The following is an 18,388-nucleotide window of genomic DNA, read 5'->3' on the forward strand; positions in this document are numbered from 1 at the left end:
TCAAACTTTAAAACCTAATCGTTGTGTTCACCTATTTTCAAGCCCAAAACGAATTTCTTTAAAGGATAGATTAACACACAAGCTAATACAAAATTCAGAGCAAGTGTCGGTAGCAGGCGTTCAATTGTAAACAATTGCAGAGGAACAGCTGTCATCCCGATTAGTAAATAAATACCGTATGTGAAAAATTCAAGCAATGCAACGGAAAGCTCAGTTAAAAAAATTAAAACAAAAATATTGGGATTGAGCACCCGCAAAGCTTGTATCACTAAATATGCCAAGGTCGGAAATGCGAAAGCATATATGCCGATAACTTGCGTGTAAACAACATCGAACAATAAACCGAAAACAATTCCATAAATGACGGCAATTTTCCGAGAGCCGTACGCCGCCAAGATGACAATCATCAATAGTAAAAGATGGGGAACTGCCACTTGATGATCTGAAAGAAAAGGGATCGGAACAAGATCAACGATGATGCTTTCCAATACGAAAATAAACATAACCATTACGGGGAGGAAAAATGTTCTCAAGAGTCTTCCTCCTCTTCCAATTGATTGATATCAACTGTTGGAAGAACCCGCTCGATGATCATGACACGATCTATATCATAAAAGTCAGCTGATGGGGTTATATAAGCTATCTTTGTTAATCCGTACGAATCAAGTTCGACTTTTTTTACTTTTCCGATCACTAAACCTTCAGGAAACACTCCGCCAAGGCCAGAAGTCGCTACAATTTGATTTTCTTTTATTTGGGCATTTGATTCAATGATGTTCATTTCAAGAGCATTTTCCTGCTCACTGTAGCCGACAATGAGGCCGAATACCTTTCCGTTATTCGTATGAACCATTGCTGAAATCCGGTTTTTTCTGTCGGAAGCACTTAAAAGCTGAACGGTGGACGTAAATTCAGAAGTATTTTTCACTTTCCCGATCAATCCTTTTGCCGTTATAACCGCCATGTCTTTTTTGATTCCGTGCTGTTCGCCTTTATCAATTTTGATATAATCATGCCAACGATCAGGATTTCTTGCGATGACTGTCCCTTGGATCGACTTATATTTTCTTATATCGTTATCAGCAGATAATTTTAATTCTTCTTTTAATTGTTTGTTTTCCTGTTCTAATTCCTGCAGCTTTTCCTCCAATTGAATATAATTATTCAGTTGTTTGCGAAGCAGCTCGTTTTCTTCGTATGTATTTTTTAAATGATTCAAATTCTCAAAGAAGCCCGCAATATATTGTGCGGGCTGATGAAATACCTTCTGGACTAGTCCAACCGAATCTTGAATAAACTTCTCCTGCCACGAAAGATTGCGGTCTTCCTTTAGGGAAAAACCAATCAATGCCACCAAAATAATGATCCCGACAAGGAGCACAATTAATCGTTTATTTAGAAAAAATTGTGGCATGATTTACACCTCTAACTTATCTGTGGTCTTTTGTACGATTTTTGAATAGGTGGATATGTTCAAGAGCTTTTCCTGTTCCGACCGCTACACAATCAAGAGGATTTTCCGCAATGATTACAGGCATTTTCGTTTCGTCGCTTATAACTTTGTCTAAATTGCGAAGAAGGGCGCCCCCACCAGTTAAAACAATTCCTCGATCCATAATATCCGCCGCAAGTTCAGGCGGAGTTTTTTCCAAAGTAATTTTTACAGCATCTACGATCGCATAGACAGTATCGCGTAATGCCTCTGAAATTTCTGTCGCAGTAATTTCAATCGTTTTCGGAAGGCCTGTTAACAAATCTCTTCCGCGAATTTCCATGTTTTCAACACCTTCCGGAGCGCTTGCAGAACCGATTTCAAGCTTCACCGCTTCCGCTGTCCGATCACCAATCATTAAGTTGTAGGTTTTACGGATATAGTTAATGATGGCTTCATCCATTTCATCACCGGCAACACGGATAGATTGGCTTGTCACAATTCCGCCGAGAGAAATGATGGCAACTTCCGTTGTTCCCCCGCCGATGTCTACAACCATGCTTCCGGTCGGTTCCCAAACTGGAAGGTTGGCTCCAATAGCAGCCGCAAATGGCTCTTCGATCGTATACGCATCTCTAGCGCCTGCTTGTCTCGTTGCATCAATGACCGCACGTTCTTCAACCGCAGTTATTCCCGAAGGAACACAAACCATCACATAAGGTTTTCGCGAAAAAATACCTGCATTTTTTGTTGCCTGTTTTATGTAGTATTTCATCATCGTAGCAGTCGTTTCATAATCAGCAATCACTCCGTCTTTCATTGGTCGAAGTGCTACAACATTTCCAGGCGTACGCCCGATCATATTTTTTGCATCATTACCAACTGCAACAATTTGCTTTGTATCAGTTTGCAAAGCAACAACAGATGGTTCACGCACTACAATACCTTTTCCTTTCACAAACACTAACGTATTGGCTGTCCCTAAATCTATTCCAAGGTCTCTCGTACCAATTCCAAACATATCTGTTGTATCTCCCTTTCTTCCAAAATAAATACGTTTTTATATTCATGTAAATGTCTAATCATTATTGAAAAAACCCATAAATTATATTATAACGTAATTTTTCAAAAAAAAAAGTGCTATCAATACCCTGCGTAAAATAAAAATTTGCGAGGTATTTTTCATGAAACTTGATGAAAAGCTGATCATTGTGTTGGACGCCTCAAAAATTTTTACTAAAAAATTTTCCTAGTGGAGAATAGAGGATGAAAAATAGATGTCACAGCAAATACCGCCCGTATGAAAGCCTTGATTTAATTTATCCATTGAGAATAATAACTTAAAAATATTACAAGTCCATACAAAAAATATTATTTTATGTTTACAAATCCCCCCTTTGCACTCTTTATTAGCAATGGTTTAGAATGTCATAAAAAATAATGGTTTTTTCAGTTGATTGTGTTTCAATTCAAATGACTCCAATAAAGTATTACATAACAATTCTGCCGAAGTTTCAAGTTCATCTATTATTGAAATATGAGATTTTTCTCCAACTTTGGCTCTTCTTAAGTCGCAAACCCTTTGTAAATGCGGACATCATTTGGAGCTCGCGAGGCCGTGCAAATGTTTTTTTGAAATTCCTTCTATCATGCACTTATGTGTTGTAATAACGTTACTGCCCTGCTTCAAGCAGCTTTTTATCGTGCTTTGCGAGGCTGGTCAGTATGTTATATACCGTTGTGCTGTCTCCCATCAGTCCCCCTGCAAATTCAGCAAAACGGTGGTTGTTCGCATTACGTGTCTAGAAGCGCAAAAATCTGTCCGAAAAAGCGCTAGCAGTTCAGAATCCAAAGCTATTAACTGTAATACGTGTTAGGATTGATTTTAAATGAAGGCATACTTTTTCACCCATTTATAACTCGGGAAAATGAGTTTTTTAATCATATAAAGTGTGTAAAAATAACTCCTTTTTCGCAATGACAAAATTTTGGGTGAAATGTAATGATTATACATATAAGTGGTTTTCATAAAACTTTGTTGCTGGAACTGAGGTAGAATGACTAGAGTAAAATGAATTGTTATTTTTCAATAATAAGTTAGCTGGTCTGATGCAGTTGCCAAAAAAAGAACATCAATACAAATTCAAGTGCACAATCACTTAGGCAGCAGTGCGACGAGGATCTTAACTTCAGAAGTCTGTAATCTTAAATGAAAACATGCTTCCTCACAATTCATTATAAAAGACAGGAGCATCATATGAGTAATATAAAATAGAACCTTATATATGGAAGTTTTCCAATAAAGTAAAGGGATGCTATTGATTATATATCAAGCCATTCTCCATCAGCAATAGATATTCAAAGATAAAAATTCATAAAACTGCGAATGTCATTTTTAAGCTCAAAAAATATGGAATTCATTTAACAATAATTTCATAGATCTAATCTTCACACATCATAAAAAGAGGTGCACTTCATATCCAGTGCACCCCAACAATTGACATAAAACCTTTTAAAAAAACGTTATAAATATCCCTTTTCTTTTAAACTGACGTATTTACGCTCTCCGATTATGATATGATCTAAAAGTTCAATCCCGATCAGCTTTCCGCATTCGGACAAGCGCCTCGTGACTTCGATATCCTCTTTGCTTGGGGAGGGATCTCCTGATGGATGATTATGGATACAAATAAAAGATGCAGCTGAACATTTCAATGCCTCCTTGAAGACTTCTCTTGGGTGAACAATTGATGTATTTAAACTGCCGATGAAAATCGTTTGCTTATGCAGCACTTGGTTTTTAGTGTTTAAATATAAACCTACGAAATGCTCTTGTTTTAAAAAGCGCATTTCTTCCATGACATAATTGGAGGCATCTTGTGGAGAACGAATGACATACCGATCTTTGTATGCGAGCTGATGAATTCTTTTTCCCAATTCTAATGCTGCTATAATTTGCACCGCTTTTGCTTTTCCAATGCCGGGTATGCCCATAATTTCCTGAACTGACGCCTCTTTTAACATTCTAAGACCCCCGAAAGTTTTTAAAAGCTTATTCGCCAGTTCAAGCACTGATTCTCCCTTTGTCCCTGTTCTCAATAAAATTGCCAGCAGCTCATGGTTGGAAAGGCCTTTTGGTCCGTTGTGTATCAATCGTTCCCTTGGTCTTTCTTCTTCTGGAAAATCTCGAATAGCGAGCATATCTTTCCCCCTTGTTTGTTACCAGTGAAATCCAAAATTTTTTAATTCTCTGTACAGTCTTGAAACAGGAAGACCGACAACTGTAAAATAATCGCCATCAATTTTTTTCACTAGCAATGAGCCGAAATGTTGAATTCCATAAGCACCCGCCTTGTCCATCGGTTCGTTTGTCTCAATGTATTCTAGGATTTCATCGTCTGAAAGCGGCCAAAAAGTAACTTTTGTTGATTCAGAAAATGTCGTATGCTTTTCACCATGAATAATCGAAACTGCTGTTAAAACAGTATGTGTTTTCCCAGAAAGTGATTTTAACATGTAATAGGCGTCACGGTGGTCTTTTGGCTTTCCTAGTATTCGATTTTCGAGGATCACCGCCGTATCTGCTCCGATAACATATGCATCTTTATACCTTTCAGCTACATGAAAGGCTTTTTGAAAGGCAAGTTTTTGAATGGCTTTTTCGGGTTCAGCTTCTTCGTCCAGCCTCTCTTCCAAATTGCTTTCAATCACAGCAAATGGTATTCCTAACAGCTTGAGGAGTTCTTTTCTTCGCGGAGAGCTTGATGCAAGTATGAGGCGTTCCATTTTTATTTCATCCTTTCAACCAATACTATCCGTATGTTATCAAAAAAGGCTTTTGCAAACAATTTTTCAAAAAGGAATTATCTAATCGCCATTAATAAAAACATTTATTCAATTTACAGAAAAAACTACATTATCTAAGGAAAACTGCTTGTGAAAATAAAAAAAGAAAACGTATGCTCGAGCAAACGCTTTCCCGTTATCAAGAAAGTTTTTCAAAAAAATCTAGCAGCGACTGCTGCAGGCTCCATAGCTGTTCATTTGCCGATTTTTCTGTTTGCAGTTTTTTTACTGCTGCCAAAATTGAATCGTCTTTTATTTGACCAGCCTCATTTAATAATGACTCTACTTTCTCTTGTTCCGGGGCGGTTCCATTCACAAAAGACGAAGACAGCTTCAGCATCTCCTCAACGACCGTTTTTGTTTTTTCGTTTTCCACCTTTCCTTCCCATTTCATCTTTTTCACAAACGTTTCAATTTGATGTGATTCAGCCATGTTTTTCAACTCTTCTGCTGTCTTTTTATCCAACGCTGCCCCAATGAATACGTAATGATCGCCGCCTTGTGAAACGATAACAGAAGGCAATCCTTTAGCCTTTATCTGCCCGCTGACGGTTTCCGCCCCTTCTTTTTTTGTAAATTTTCCGGCTTGTACCATATAAACTTCAAAAACGATGTTTTCCGCACCGCTTGGCGCTGAAGCATTGCTAACGTTCTGTCTGTGAGGAGACTTTGACACATCCCTCAATTCAGATGATACAGGCATTGAATCGTTTGAAATAAATTGCAGGGCTAAAACCCCAAAACTCAGTCCAAGAATAACAGCAAATATGATCGATATCACATAATTTTTTATTTTAGGAGGCAGCGTTCTGCTATGGTTCTTTGAGAAGGCTATTTTCGGGTTTTCTTTCTTATCCTCCTCATCATCCGGCAAAATCCAAGGAAAAGATGTCTCCTCTTCGTTCTTATCCTCTGATGCTGCCATTTCTTTTTCAGCCTTCACCTTTTCCTCCCAGCTGGATACTTTTAATTGTTTGCCAGTTTCACTTGTTTCAGCAGAAACATTCGTATCGTTGGAAAAATTGTTTTCCTGACCGTTGATTTTAATGGTTATTTTCGATGATGGCTTGTCCAAAATGATCACCGCCCTTTTTTGCTGGACAAACTTTTTTTTATGCTAACATATGTAAAATAAAAAAGAACGAGACATTTGTCGCCTCGTTCATAATTGTTGTCGTTATTTTTCGACATCCTCGTACTCATGAGCTATGTTTTATATGTTTTCTCACTTCACCGATAAAATAAAGGGAACCTGTAATAATGAGAACCGTTTCGTCATCCATTGTGTTGATAATCTTTTCATAGGCAAGCTCCCAATTGTCTTCATACTCTTTATCCTTCATGTCGCAAGCCTCGTATAATTCTTTCGCATCAGCTGCTTTCGGGAAATGAAAGGTTGTAAAAATGATTCGATTTGCCGTTTGTGCAGCCTGCTTGATCATTTCTTTATATTGCTTGTCCTTCACACACGAAAATAACATGATGATTTTCTTATCAGGGTAAAACTTTTGTACAGTTTCTTTCAACGCTGCCATTCCTTCCGGATTATGTGCTCCGTCCAAAATGACTCTCGGTTTTTCCTTTACTTCTTCAAACCGCCCTTTCCAAAAAGTGCGCTTCAGTCCTTCCTGTATATGCTCTTCCTCAATGATAAACGAATAATAAACTCTTAAATAATCAAGCGTCATGACACTCAGTGCAGCATTGATCGCTTGATGGTTTCCTTTCATCTGTAATGAAAGGCTGTTATATCGTTTAAAGGGGGTTTGTACAAAAAATTCATCAAAATCTCCTGCGTGAAAATCCCTAGTGAGCCAATAATGCTTTGCTTTTTTTTCTTTTGCAACACGCTCAATGACATCAAGGGCTTCCTTTTGTTCCACAGCTGTAATGACAGGAACTCCGTTTTTAATAATGCCTGCCTTTTGCTCTGCAATCTCTTCTATCGTTGAGCCAAGGATGTTTAAATGATCATGTCCAATCATTGTAATCACTGAAAGAATAGGATTCGCAATATTCGTAGAATCCCATTTTCCCCCGAGTCCTGTTTCTAATAAAACAACATCCGGCACGTTGATTTTACCAAAATAATAAAACATCATCGCAGTAATGACTTCAAACTCTGTCGGTGCTCCAAGCTCCGTTTTCTCAAGCTCGTCAACAACCGGTTTGATCACATTGGATAGCTGCAATATTTCCTCTTCAGAAATGGGATTGCCATCTATCGTAATTCGTTCATTGAATGATTCCAAATAAGGCGAGGTGAAAGCACCTACTTTATATTCAGCGGCTTTTAACACCTCTTGCATAAAAGCAATCGTTGATCCTTTCCCGTTTGTTCCGGCTACATGAATGAAGCGGCATCTTCTTTCCGGATGATCAAGCTTTTCCATCATCCATTCCATTCGCTGGAGACCAGGCTTTATTCCAAAGGTTAGGCGGGAATGTATCCACTTGAGTGCTTCTTCATATGTTTGAAACATATAAATTCCCCTCCTTGAACTCTCGAACATTTTCAATGAATTTGAATGACCGGATGTATCATAAACGTTTTGATGGAAGAAAATCCGGGGCATACCCGGATTTGTTTTAGCCTTTCAGCTCCTGAAGTCGTTTTAACACCGCCTGCTGTTTTTCTAAATAGTCCTTTTCTTTTGCCCGCTCTTCTTCTACGACTTCTTTCGGTGCTTTTTTAATAAATCCTTCATTGGCAAGCTTTTTCTGAACGCGCTCGACTTCTTTATTCCATTTCTCTAATTCTTTTTCAAGCCGTTTGATTTCTTCTTCCACATTAATGAGTCCTTCAAGAGGAAGAAATACTTCTGCCCCGCTCACAACAGCTGTCATAGCCTTGTCAGGAGCATCAATGTTTGTATCAATTGTTAATGAGCTAGGATTGCAAAATCTCTCTAAATAGCTGCGGTTTTTCTCCAACTGGTTTTTAACTTCTTCACTATGAGCATGAATGATCATATCCACCTGCTTCTTCATCGGTGTGTTCACTTCAGCGCGAATATTACGGACTGAGCGAATCACATCAACTAGAAGCTTCATTTCGTTTGCAGCTTTTTCATCAGAAAGCTCCTGACGTACAACCGGCCATGAAGCAATTGTAATCGATTCTCCCTGATGAGGAAGGTGCTGCCAAATTTCTTCTGTTATAAACGGCATAAAAGGATGAAGGAGTCGCAATGTTTGATCTAACACATATGCCAAAACGGAACGAGTTGTCTTTTTCGCTTCCTCATCATTTCCGTACAGCGGAATTTTTGCCATTTCAATATACCAGTCGCAAAAATCATCCCAAATAAAATTGTACAGCACCCGACCGGCTTCGCCAAATTCATATTTTTCCGCAAGTCTTGTGACAAGCTCAATCGTTTCATTTAACCGTGTGAGAATCCATTTATCTACCACTGATTTTTTTCCGTTTAAATCAATTTCTTCATATGTTAAACCGTTCAAATTCATCAGTACAAAGCGGGAGGCGTTCCATATTTTATTGGCAAAATTCCACACGGCTTCTACTTTTTCAAAGCTAAATCTTAAATCCTGTCCTGGGCTTGAGCCGGTAGCTAAAAAGTAGCGCAAAGAGTCCGCACCGTATTTGTCAATAACATCCATCGGATCGACGCCATTGCCTAATGATTTGCTCATTTTTCTTCCTTCTGAATCGCGCACAAGTCCATGAATCAAAACATCTTTAAACGGTCTTTTCCCAGTAAACTCCAATCCTTGGAAAATCATCCGCGAAACCCAAAAGAAAATAATGTCATACCCGGTAACAAGGACATCTGTCGGATAATAGCGTTTATAATCTTTTGCCTCTTTATCAGGCCAGCCCATTGTTGAAAACGGCCATAAAGCAGAGCTGAACCATGTATCTAACACATCTGGATCCTGCTCCCAATTTTCAATATCTTTAGGCGGCTCATGATCAACATAAACTTCGCCTGTTTCCTTATGATACCAAGCTGGAATGCGATGTCCCCACCATAACTGACGGGAAATACACCAGTCGCGAATGTTTTCCAGCCAATGCAAATACGTTTTTTCAAATCGTTCAGGAATAAAATGAACTTTCCCTTCTGTTTTCTGAAGGTTCAAAGCAGCTTCGGCCAAAGGCTTCATTTTCACAAACCATTGAGTTGATAAATACGGCTCGATAACTGCTCCGCTTCGTTCACTATGGCCTACGGAATGGATATGCTCTTCAATTTTAAATAAAATTCCTTCCTCCTGCAGGTCTTTCACCAACTGCTTCCGGCATTCAAAGCGATCCATTCCTTCATATTTTCCCGCTTTTTCATTCATTGTCCCGTCTTCATTCATGACTAATATTCTTTCTAAATTGTGGCGGTTTCCGATTTCAAAGTCGTTCGGATCGTGTGCAGGAGTTATTTTTACTGCTCCTGAACCGAATTCCATATCGACATATTCATCTGCGACGATCGGAATTTCCCGTCCTGTTATTGGCAGCTTCACTGTTTTTCCGATTAAATGCTTATACCTATCATCATCAGGATGAACTGCCACTGCTGTATCCCCAAGCATCGTTTCCGGGCGAGTGGTCGCGACTTCAATATATCCGGATCCATCAGCCAGCGGATATTTTAAATGATAAAGTGCCCCTTTCACTTCTTTATAAATGACTTCGATATCGGAAAGGGCTGTTTTTGTCACCGGATCCCAGTTAATAATGTACTCTCCTCGGTAAATAAGACCTTTTTTATAAAGCGATACAAAAACCTCTCTTACAGCTTTTGAAAGACCTTCATCAAGGGTGAACCTCTCTCTTGTGTAGTCAAGACCTAGGCCTAATTTTGCCCATTGTTTGCGAATATGGTCTGCATATTCTTCCTTCCATTTCCATGTTTCTTCTACAAATTTTTCCCGCCCGAGATCATACCGACTTTTCCCTTCTTCGCGCAGCTTTGCTTCCACCTTGGCTTGTGTGGCGATTCCCGCATGATCCATCCCTGGCAGCCACAAAACATCGTACCCTTGCATTCGCTTCATTCGGGTAATAATATCTTGAAGAGTTGTATCCCATGCATGTCCAAGGTGAAGCTTACCGGTGACGTTTGGCGGAGGAATAACGATCGTGAAAGGAGTTTTCCCCTCATCATCTTTTGCTTCAAAAAATTTTCCCTCGAGCCAAAATGCATACCGATCCTCTTCAACCGTTTTCGGATCGTATTTTGGGGAAAGAGTGATTTCTGAATTCGACATATTTATGAAAACCTCCTTATTTTCATTCTAAAATATAAAAACTCCTTCCATCCTAAAAGGACGAAAGGAGATGTTTTCGCGGTACCACCTTTTTTCACAGATACGTCTGTGCACTTCTTTCAGGTAACGGCTAATGCCGGCTCCCTTTACTAATAGCTTTCAAGGAAGCTGCTCCAGGGCGACTTTCCAACGGGATCTCCTAGGAAATCTTCCAGCCTGCGATTTCCCTCTCTGGAAGGAGTCGTTCGTTGTACTACTCCCCTTCAACACATTTTCACAAACTATATAAATTTCTATATTTAATAGTACTAAAAAATTGTTTTTTTCGTCAATATTTTCCCCATCTTCCTTAACCTTTAAACAAAAATCACAAAATGTTCTTTATTTCATAATATAAATTAACAAAGTTGAAGGTGATCAACATGAGAAAAAAAATAAAACCATACTATATTCAATCGTTTATTAAACAATTCCGATCTACTCTTGAACAGTTCATCGTTCCTTTAACGATTTTTCAGGGAATTCGAACAATCCTTTTACCAACTATGTTTGATATTATTTTATTAGCCATTTTACTATTTCTAGCAGCCGCGTTGTATATGGAACGGGGTTAAAGCTGACAGATCCCCCATTCATTCTGATGCCAATGAATCGTTTTCTAGTTTTTCATTCCATTTTAAAGCAATGTACCCGGTATTTTTCATTTGCCAGTATGCTCTTAACAGCTGTTTGCAATATTCTAATTCTCCCTTTTCGCTTTTCTTTTTTTGATATTGCCGGACAAGCTTTAATAATTTGGCTGGATAAGATAAATAGCTTATCAACAGCAATCTCTCAGTTTTTGTTAAAGGAAGCACTTTTTCGTACTCTGATATATATTGCACATTTTCATCACTAACGGTTGGTTCTGCTTCGGAGAGGTTCATAAACATTAAGAAAAGGTCATAAATTGGAGTAGCAAATGCTGCATCTTCCATATTAATAAAATAAATTTTCCCTTTTGGATCTAACAGAAAATGAGATAAGGAGACATTTACTTTGTTCAGTGCAATTCGCATGTGAGGGGATTGCTTTATTTCGTTATACCACTCATCAAGCTTTGCTTCAGCAAATAAGATGGCTTGCCTCGTTTCAAAATAATAGCTGAAGACCGCCAATTCAAAAGGCGACATATACCATTTTTTTTCGATTTGTTCCATAAATGCTTCCAGCAGGTTGAAATTTCTCTTCCACTTGTTCTGAATCTGTTGATACACATTTTCGAGCTGAACTAGAGGTATGTTGATTTCCTGTTTTGTTTTTTTATGGAGTTTCGCTAAGTGGTAAAAAAGGATTGAGGCATTTTTTTCATCAACGATTGAACCTTCCATCCAAGGCATTAAATAAAACGATTTCGTTGAGTCATTAACAAACACATTTCCGTTCGTTGTCCTATAAATCGGCACGATTCCTAAAGATGGAAAGTCGTGAAAAATTGAATATAATTTTAGAATGTTTCTTTGCTTTTTAATCGTTGTTCGTTTTAAAGCATATGTTCTTTTTTCACAATGAATTTTCAAGACATTTTTTGTTTTTTTCTCTAAATAAATCGGTTTGATTGGATAATGCTGCAAAATCCTCATGGCCGTTTTCAGATCATCGCTCATCTTCCCACACGCCTTTAAAGAAAATAAAGAAAAGCTTGAGCTGGTTTGATCCCACTCAAGCCGCTTGCAAAAATTACGTTTGTTGTGTTTCAAGAACCGGGATATATAAAATGTCTCCTTCACTAATCTCTTTATCATGGTGAAATTGATTTACTCGATTGAGCTGCTGGAGCGTAATGTTGTAGCGTTCGCAAATATTTTCGAGCGAGTCTCCCTGCTGGACAATGTACATTCTTAATTTAGAAAATTCTTCTTCCTCATTTTTCGTAAACAATTTTGTTAAATATAAGGTGTTATCATTTTTCCTTACAGATTCTTTTTCTTCATCGTCTTTTTCGACATAATTGGAAATTTTATTGATCACTGGCTTTTCTTCTTCAATGCGGCCTTTCTCTTCCAAACTGACTTGATTTTTCTTCGCTTCAACAGTGAATGTATCGTAATCCGTTTCCGTTTCTTCTTCTCTCTTTAATGGCATCATAAAAACAATGTCTGCCGTCTCTTCATTGTCATCCTTTTGAACAGCATCACGATCATGTTCGATTTGCTCATTTTGATCGCGTTCGGCTGTATCGAATTCGAAATATTCATTAAGACTTTTCTGTTCATTATCTTTTTCAATATTTTCCGCTTTGTTGATTGGTTCATCATTGAAACGATTTTCTTTGAGCGTTGATTCGGTTTCATCTTCTTCCCTTTCATCAGACTGTCGATCGGATGAGATTTCCGCTTCAGCATCTATGATCTCGTCCACTTCATTTGCAGCAGTTTCTTCCGCCTGCTCTTCTCGAATTCCGTAAATGGATAGATCAGCTATAAGCTTTAAACCATTTGCTTCCGGAAAATCATAATCAAATGATTCAATCGCCACAAACACCTCTTCTAAATTGGCAATTCTTTTTTTCGGTATTGTAATATCGACCGGAAGCTCGTGTCTAAATTCCATTACACCGTCATTTCTCGCTTCTACATTTTGTATATAACGGGCGATGGAGGAGGTTTGAAGAAGTTTATCATTCTGTTGCTCCTCTCCATCGAATTTGTATTCTCCGGAAAGCTCTAGAGCACCTTTTATCGTTACATATCCATCATGTTCTTCAATTGAGATGTCAGGTTCCAGTGAAATGGACAATAGTTCAGAAGGTTGAAAATGATGGCGAAACAAGACCGATTCCTCTACCGAAAATCGTAAAACGGACGTTTCTTCAATGGACATGCGGACTTCCTCCTTTCTCCAATCAATCTAATTTATCGTGCCATTAAAGATGTATGAAGGAGGATGACAAAATATGCACGGGAAACAAAAATAAAAGGACCAGCTTCAATCAGAAGCTAGTCCTTTTAGCTCGTTATCTCAAAACCGAAAAAGCTTTTTCACATGCTTCTATTGTTTTTTCAATATCTTCATCCGAATGCTCTGTTGACAGAAACATTCCTTCAAATTGGGAAGGAGGCAAGTAAATGCCTTCATCCGCCATAACACGATAATACTTTGCAAAAAAATCAAGGTTTGATGTTTTTGCTTTTTCGTAATTGACAACATCTTCATTTGTAAAGAAAAATCCGATCATTGATCCCGCTCTATTAATTGTATGAGGGATTTCATATTTTTGAGCAGCTTTGCGCAATCCTTCCTCTAATTTATCCGCTTTTCTTTTAAATTCTTTATATGTGTCTGGTGTAAGCTGAATGAGTGTTTCATATCCGGCTGTCATCGCAAGCGGATTTCCTGAAAGTGTCCCCGCTTGATAAATAGGACCGACAGGAGCGATTTTTTCCATGATGTCCGCCCGTCCGCCATAGGCGCCGACTGGAAGTCCTCCTCCAATGACTTTTCCTAAACATGTCAAATCCGGAGTCACTCCAAAGTATCCTTGGGCGCAATGATAGTCAACGCGAAAACCGGTCATCACTTCGTCAAAAATCAGAAGCGATTCGTATTGTTTGGTGATCTCGCGCAAGCCTTCTAAAAAGCCTTCTTTAGGCGGTACAACACCCATATTTCCGGCTACTGGCTCGACGATCACGGCAGCTATGTCTTCGCCAAATTTTTCAAAAGCAAAGCGGACGCTCTCTAAATCATTATATGGAACAGTAATCGTATGCTGGGCAATTCCTTCCGGCACCCCTGGACTATCCGGAAGCCCTAATGTGGCCACTCCTGATCCAGCCTTAATGAGCAGCGAATCTCCATGGCCATGATAACATCCTTCAAATTTTAAAATTTTATTTCTTCCCGTATATCCGCGGGCAAGGCGCAATGCGCTCATTGTCGCTTCCGTACCAGAGTTCACCATCCGCACAATTTCAACGGAAGGAACCCTCTCCACAACAAGCTCCGCCAGCTTATTTTCAATCAAGGTCGGCGCCCCAAAGCTCGTTCCTTGCTCCGCTATTTTCTTTAATGCTTCAACAACTCTGTCATTGGCATGTCCTAAAATTAACGGTCCCCATGAAAGAACATAATCAATATATTCGTTGCCATCAATGTCATACACTTTAGAACCTTTTCCGCGCTCAATAAAGATCGGATTCATTTGAACGGATTTAAACGCGCGCACAGGGCTGTTGACCCCGCCGGGCATCAATGTCTTCGCTTTTTCAAATGCTTTTTTCGAACGTTCATATTTCATGAAATGAGCCCCCTTTTCAATAATCAGACTGTTCATCTAACCAACGGGCAACATCTTTTGCATGGTACGTAATCATTAAATCCGCGCCGGCTCTTTTCATGCTTGTAAGCATTTCAAGGACAGTGCCTTTTTCATCAATCCATCCATTTTCAGCTGCCGCTTTAATCATTGAGTACTCGCCGCTTACATTATAAGCAACGACAGGAAGGTTAAAATGATTTTTAACATCACGGACAATGTCTAAATAAGAAAGCGCCGGTTTCACAATTAAAAAATCGCATCCTTGTTCAACATCTGCTTCTGCTTCCCTTAATGCCTCCAGCCTGTTAGCCGGATCCATCTGGTACGTCTTCCGATCACCGAATTTCGGCGTGCTTTCAGCTGCTTCCCGGAACGGTCCGTAAAAAGCACTGGCATATTTGACCGCATATGACATAATTGGAATATGAACAAATCCTTCTTCATCAAGCGCTTCCCGAATGGCTGCGACAAATCCGTCCATCATATTGGATGGAGCAATTATATCCGCCCCGGCTTTTGCCTGGCTGACAGCTGTTTTGGCTAATAATTTTAACGAAGCATCATTTACAATTTGCCCGTTTTCCACAACTCCGCAATGACCGTGATCAGTATATTCGCATAGACAAGTATCTGCGATAACGACAAGATCAGAATGCTGCTGTTTAATTTGAGCGATAGCCCGCTGCACGATGCCATGATCATGGTATGCTCCTGAACCGACTTCATCCTTTTCATGAGGAATGCCGAATAAAATAACTGATTTAATTCCCAGCTTGACAACTTCTTCAATTTCTTCATTTAACAGGTCCAATGAAACTTGAAAAACTCCCGGCATCGATTGCACTGGATTTTTTTGATTTTCTCCTTCGACAACAAAAATCGGATATATTAAATCTTCTTTATGAAGGCGGGTTTCCCTGACCATAGCCCGCAGATTAGCTGTATGCCGCAATCGTCTGTGCCGTGCAAAATTCAGCATGATCTATTCCTCCCTTTTTTCTGCGTATGTACACATTTTTTCCAGCATTCCATCAATTGTATATTTTTCCGGCATAATGCAAGTACACTTTATTTTATAAGACAGCAATTTATCTCTTGTTATCGGTCCGATGCAAACAAACACAATATCCCGAACCCTGTTTTCCAGCCCGTTTCTTTTGACAATTTTCATAAATGCAGAAGCTGTGGAAGAACTCGTCAGCGTAATAAAATCAATCGTTTTATTTTCAAGCAAATGCAACACTTCTTTTTCATTTTCCAACAATTGTATTGTTTCATAAACAACAAAATCAAAGAAAAAAATCTTTTTTTCTGTTAATACTTCACGTAAATAAGTGCGTGCCAAATTCCCGCGGGCAATTACTATTTTGCTGTCTTGCCGAACATGATCGATTAATTCTTCCGCTAAGCTTTCGGCACGAAACTCTTCAGGACATAAAGATACCTTCCATCCTATTTTCTCCGCAGCTTTTTTTGTCTTTATACCGACACAAGCAACGTTGACGTTTTTCAGATCTTCTAATTCCAATGACAAGTCTTTTACATGTTCGGAAAAATATTGAACGCCGTTTGCACTAGTAAAAACAATCCAGTCTTTAGATGTTAACTGTTTTAAAACGGGGAGGGCATTGAAATCCGTTTCTGTTTTCCTCGTTGCAATTAACGGAACTTCTATAGGACAGCCTCCTGCCGCTTGAATTTTCTTTGAGAATTCGGCAGCCTGGCTGTTCGCTCTCGTCACTAACACATTAAAACCATTCAATGGTTTTTTAGCACTCATTCATGGTTTAGCTCCTTTCTCACTTGTTCGACCAGCTCTTTGGCGCCTTGAGACGATAGAAGTGCTGCCATATCCTTTCCAAGTAAATTCGGATCTTTTCCAGTTTTCGTCTCTTTATATACCGTTTTTCCATTCGGAGATGCAACAAGTGCTGTTAACACAATTTCTTCATTTTCATCAACTTGAGCTAAACCGGCAATAGGCACTTGACAGCTTCCTTCCATATCATGCAAAAAAGCCCGCTCTGTCAAAACGGCTTTCTCCGTCCGTTCGTCATTTAGTTTTCTTAAAGCTGCAAGCAGTTCATGATCATCTTCTCGGCATTCTATCGCCAAAGCTCCCTGACCGACTGCCGGAACGCACATATCAGGCGGTAAAAAGTACGCTTTTTCCAATTCGTCTTTCCAGCCCATTCGTTTAAGACCTGCTGCTGCTAAAATGATTGCATCATAATCGTTGCCTTCCCGCAGCTTCTTTAGACGCGTATCAATATTTCCGCGAATCCAACGGACGGTTACATCGGGGCGGACGGCTAAAATTTGGGCGCTCCTTCTTAAGCTGCTCGTTCCAACAACAGCGCCAGCTTTCAAATCTCTTAAAGTTTGGTAATCCTTCGAAATCAAAACATCGCGGTAATCTTCTCGTTTAGGAATGCAGCCGATCGTCAAGCCATTCGGCAAGACAGACGGCACATCCTTCATGCTGTGCACGGCCATATCAATATCACCGTTTAGCATAGCCTGCTCAATTTCTTTTACAAAAAGGCCTTTCCCGCCTACTTTTGAAAGAGTGACATCAACTATTTTATCACCTTTTGTGACAATTTCTTTTATTTCGAATTCAAATGGGGCTCCAAGCTCTTTTAATCTCTCGATCACCCAATTTGTTTGGGCGATTGCTAACCGACTTCGCCTTGACCCGACAATAATTTTTCGCATAAACATCCTCCTGAGCACATGCATTAATGGAAATTCGATAAGCTTCCAAATAAAAAGAAATTAACTAACAGCACTAAAAATGAGGCAACGTTTAAAAAGGCAATTCTTTTCCATTGCCACTCTTTTACTACTCTGGCATACAAATAAAAACTGTATATGCCTAAAACAGAAAATGAGCCGATCACTTTTGCATCATACCAGTTCAAATTTGGCACCTTTAAATAAGCCCATATTATTCCTAAAATGAGAGCTAATAGCAATATAGGTACACCGATCATATTTAAAACATATGTCATATAATCCAGTTTTGCCAAATCTTGAATGCGATGAAGCCTTTTCCCCCATTTTTTCTTTTTTAATAAGTTGTGCTGTATCAAATAAAGAATGGAAAAAACAAATGAAAGCGAAAACGCTCCGTATGATAGTATCGCCATCGTGATATGGATCAATAACAGTTCTGAAATTAACCTGCTGGATACTTCAGTCGATACTGCCTCTGAAGGAGCAAACGTCCGGATGGCCATAATGATAAAACCAATGACATTCGTAAAGAAGACAATAAAATCGACTCGAAGCAGCCGATTGATCACAAGAGAAAGAGTGACCAATACCCATGCATAAAAATAAAGACCTTCCGCTATGTTTAAAACCGGAAATCTGCCCGTTTGCGCCATTTGCGAAAATAAAAAAAAGGATTGTAAAACCCAGACAATAGAAAGTAACCAGAAGGCTATTTTGTTTGCCTTCCGGTTATGATGCAAAAAATCTATAAAATATAAGAAAACGCTCAATGCATATAAAACAATCATCAATTCGTTTAATCTAATGATATTCCAATCAAACATATAGTAGTTTTTCCT

General features: G+C 39.0%; 16 protein-coding genes and 1 other annotated feature. Of the genes, 1 reads left to right on the top strand and 15 read right to left on the bottom strand.

All coding sequences use genetic code 11. The features are described 5' to 3' along the window. Window positions 1-14: 14 nt before the first annotated feature. The 8 genes from mreD to NSQ41_RS13950 form a co-directional block, all read right to left on the bottom strand. Window positions 15-533 carry a rod shape-determining protein MreD gene (mreD, locus tag NSQ41_RS13915; RefSeq protein ID WP_339210165.1) on the bottom strand — a complete coding sequence of 173 codons (519 nt, stop codon included), beginning with the start codon at window positions 531-533 and terminating at the stop codon, window positions 15-17. Continuing rightward, on the bottom strand, window positions 530-1,414 hold the full coding sequence (mreC, locus tag NSQ41_RS13920) for a rod shape-determining protein MreC (RefSeq protein WP_063387943.1): 885 nt from the start codon (window positions 1,412-1,414) through the stop codon (window positions 530-532). Before mreC ends, mreD begins: the two co-directional genes overlap by 4 nt. 16 nt (window positions 1,415-1,430) lie before the next feature. Then, window positions 1,431-2,453: a rod shape-determining protein gene (locus NSQ41_RS13925; RefSeq protein ID WP_063387942.1), complete on the bottom strand. Its 1,023-nt coding sequence runs from the start codon at window positions 2,451-2,453 to the stop codon at window positions 1,431-1,433. Window positions 2,454-3,955: 1,502 nt separating this feature from the next. After that, window positions 3,956-4,633 (bottom strand): DNA repair protein RadC, encoded by a 678-nt coding sequence (radC, locus tag NSQ41_RS13930; protein ID WP_094246291.1) that lies wholly within the window; start codon window positions 4,631-4,633, stop codon window positions 3,956-3,958. Between the two features lie 18 nt (window positions 4,634-4,651). Then, window positions 4,652-5,218, bottom strand: a complete 567-nt coding sequence (locus NSQ41_RS13935) for a Maf family protein (protein WP_339210168.1) — start codon at window positions 5,216-5,218, stop codon at window positions 4,652-4,654. A 199-nt stretch (window positions 5,219-5,417) separates the two neighbouring features. Then, window positions 5,418-6,353 carry an SPOR domain-containing protein gene (locus NSQ41_RS13940; protein ID WP_339210170.1) on the bottom strand — a complete coding sequence of 312 codons (936 nt, stop codon included), beginning with the start codon at window positions 6,351-6,353 and terminating at the stop codon, window positions 5,418-5,420. Window positions 6,354-6,477: 124 nt separating this feature from the next. After that, entirely contained in the window at window positions 6,478-7,761 is a 1,284-nt protein-coding gene (locus tag NSQ41_RS13945) for a folylpolyglutamate synthase/dihydrofolate synthase family protein (RefSeq protein ID WP_339210171.1), read from the bottom strand. Window positions 7,762-7,867: 106 nt separating this feature from the next. After that, complete coding sequence (locus tag NSQ41_RS13950) at window positions 7,868-10,510, bottom strand: valine--tRNA ligase (protein WP_339210172.1); 2,643 nt, start codon at window positions 10,508-10,510, stop codon at window positions 7,868-7,870. Window positions 10,511-10,563: 53 nt separating this feature from the next. Further along, window positions 10,564-10,786 (bottom strand) — a binding site (T-box leader). Between the two features lie 146 nt (window positions 10,787-10,932). On the opposite strand from NSQ41_RS13950, the gene NSQ41_RS13955 reads away from it, so the two are divergent. Then, window positions 10,933-11,124 carry a hypothetical protein gene (locus NSQ41_RS13955; protein WP_063387843.1) on the top strand — a complete coding sequence of 64 codons (192 nt, stop codon included), beginning with the start codon at window positions 10,933-10,935 and terminating at the stop codon, window positions 11,122-11,124. Window positions 11,125-11,142: 18 nt separating this feature from the next. On the opposite strand, the gene ysxE is transcribed toward NSQ41_RS13955, so the two are convergent. The 7 genes from ysxE to NSQ41_RS13990 all read right to left on the bottom strand — a co-directional run bounded on the left by ysxE (window position 11,143) and on the right by NSQ41_RS13990 (window position 18,373). Continuing rightward, window positions 11,143-12,156: a spore coat protein YsxE gene (gene ysxE, locus NSQ41_RS13960; RefSeq protein WP_311066366.1), complete on the bottom strand. Its 1,014-nt coding sequence runs from the start codon at window positions 12,154-12,156 to the stop codon at window positions 11,143-11,145. Window positions 12,157-12,229: 73 nt separating this feature from the next. After that, the gene (gene spoVID / locus NSQ41_RS13965; RefSeq protein WP_339196965.1) at window positions 12,230-13,372 is read right to left on the bottom strand and encodes a stage VI sporulation protein D; all 1,143 of its coding nucleotides are present in this window, start codon (window positions 13,370-13,372) and stop codon (window positions 12,230-12,232) included. Between the two features lie 133 nt (window positions 13,373-13,505). Beyond that, complete coding sequence (gene hemL, locus NSQ41_RS13970; RefSeq protein WP_063387472.1) at window positions 13,506-14,789, bottom strand: glutamate-1-semialdehyde 2,1-aminomutase; 1,284 nt, start codon at window positions 14,787-14,789, stop codon at window positions 13,506-13,508. A 16-nt stretch (window positions 14,790-14,805) separates the two neighbouring features. Further along, window positions 14,806-15,789, bottom strand: a complete 984-nt coding sequence (gene hemB / locus NSQ41_RS13975; protein ID WP_144597681.1) for a porphobilinogen synthase — start codon at window positions 15,787-15,789, stop codon at window positions 14,806-14,808. Window positions 15,790-15,792: 3 nt separating this feature from the next. Continuing rightward, window positions 15,793-16,590 (bottom strand): uroporphyrinogen-III synthase, encoded by a 798-nt coding sequence (locus NSQ41_RS13980; RefSeq protein WP_339210173.1) that lies wholly within the window; start codon window positions 16,588-16,590, stop codon window positions 15,793-15,795. Next, on the bottom strand, window positions 16,587-17,528 hold the full coding sequence (gene hemC, locus NSQ41_RS13985) for a hydroxymethylbilane synthase (RefSeq protein ID WP_339210174.1): 942 nt from the start codon (window positions 17,526-17,528) through the stop codon (window positions 16,587-16,589). The genes NSQ41_RS13980 and hemC overlap by 4 nt, the downstream gene beginning before the upstream one ends. 23 nt (window positions 17,529-17,551) lie before the next feature. Beyond that, window positions 17,552-18,373 (bottom strand): cytochrome c biogenesis protein, encoded by an 822-nt coding sequence (locus NSQ41_RS13990; protein WP_339193181.1) that lies wholly within the window; start codon window positions 18,371-18,373, stop codon window positions 17,552-17,554. Window positions 18,374-18,388 lie beyond the last annotated feature (15 nt).

This window comes from Aeribacillus sp. FSL K6-8210 (assembly GCF_037963925.1).
GTDB classification, from domain to species: Bacteria; Bacillota; Bacilli; order Bacillales; family Aeribacillaceae; genus Aeribacillus; species Aeribacillus composti.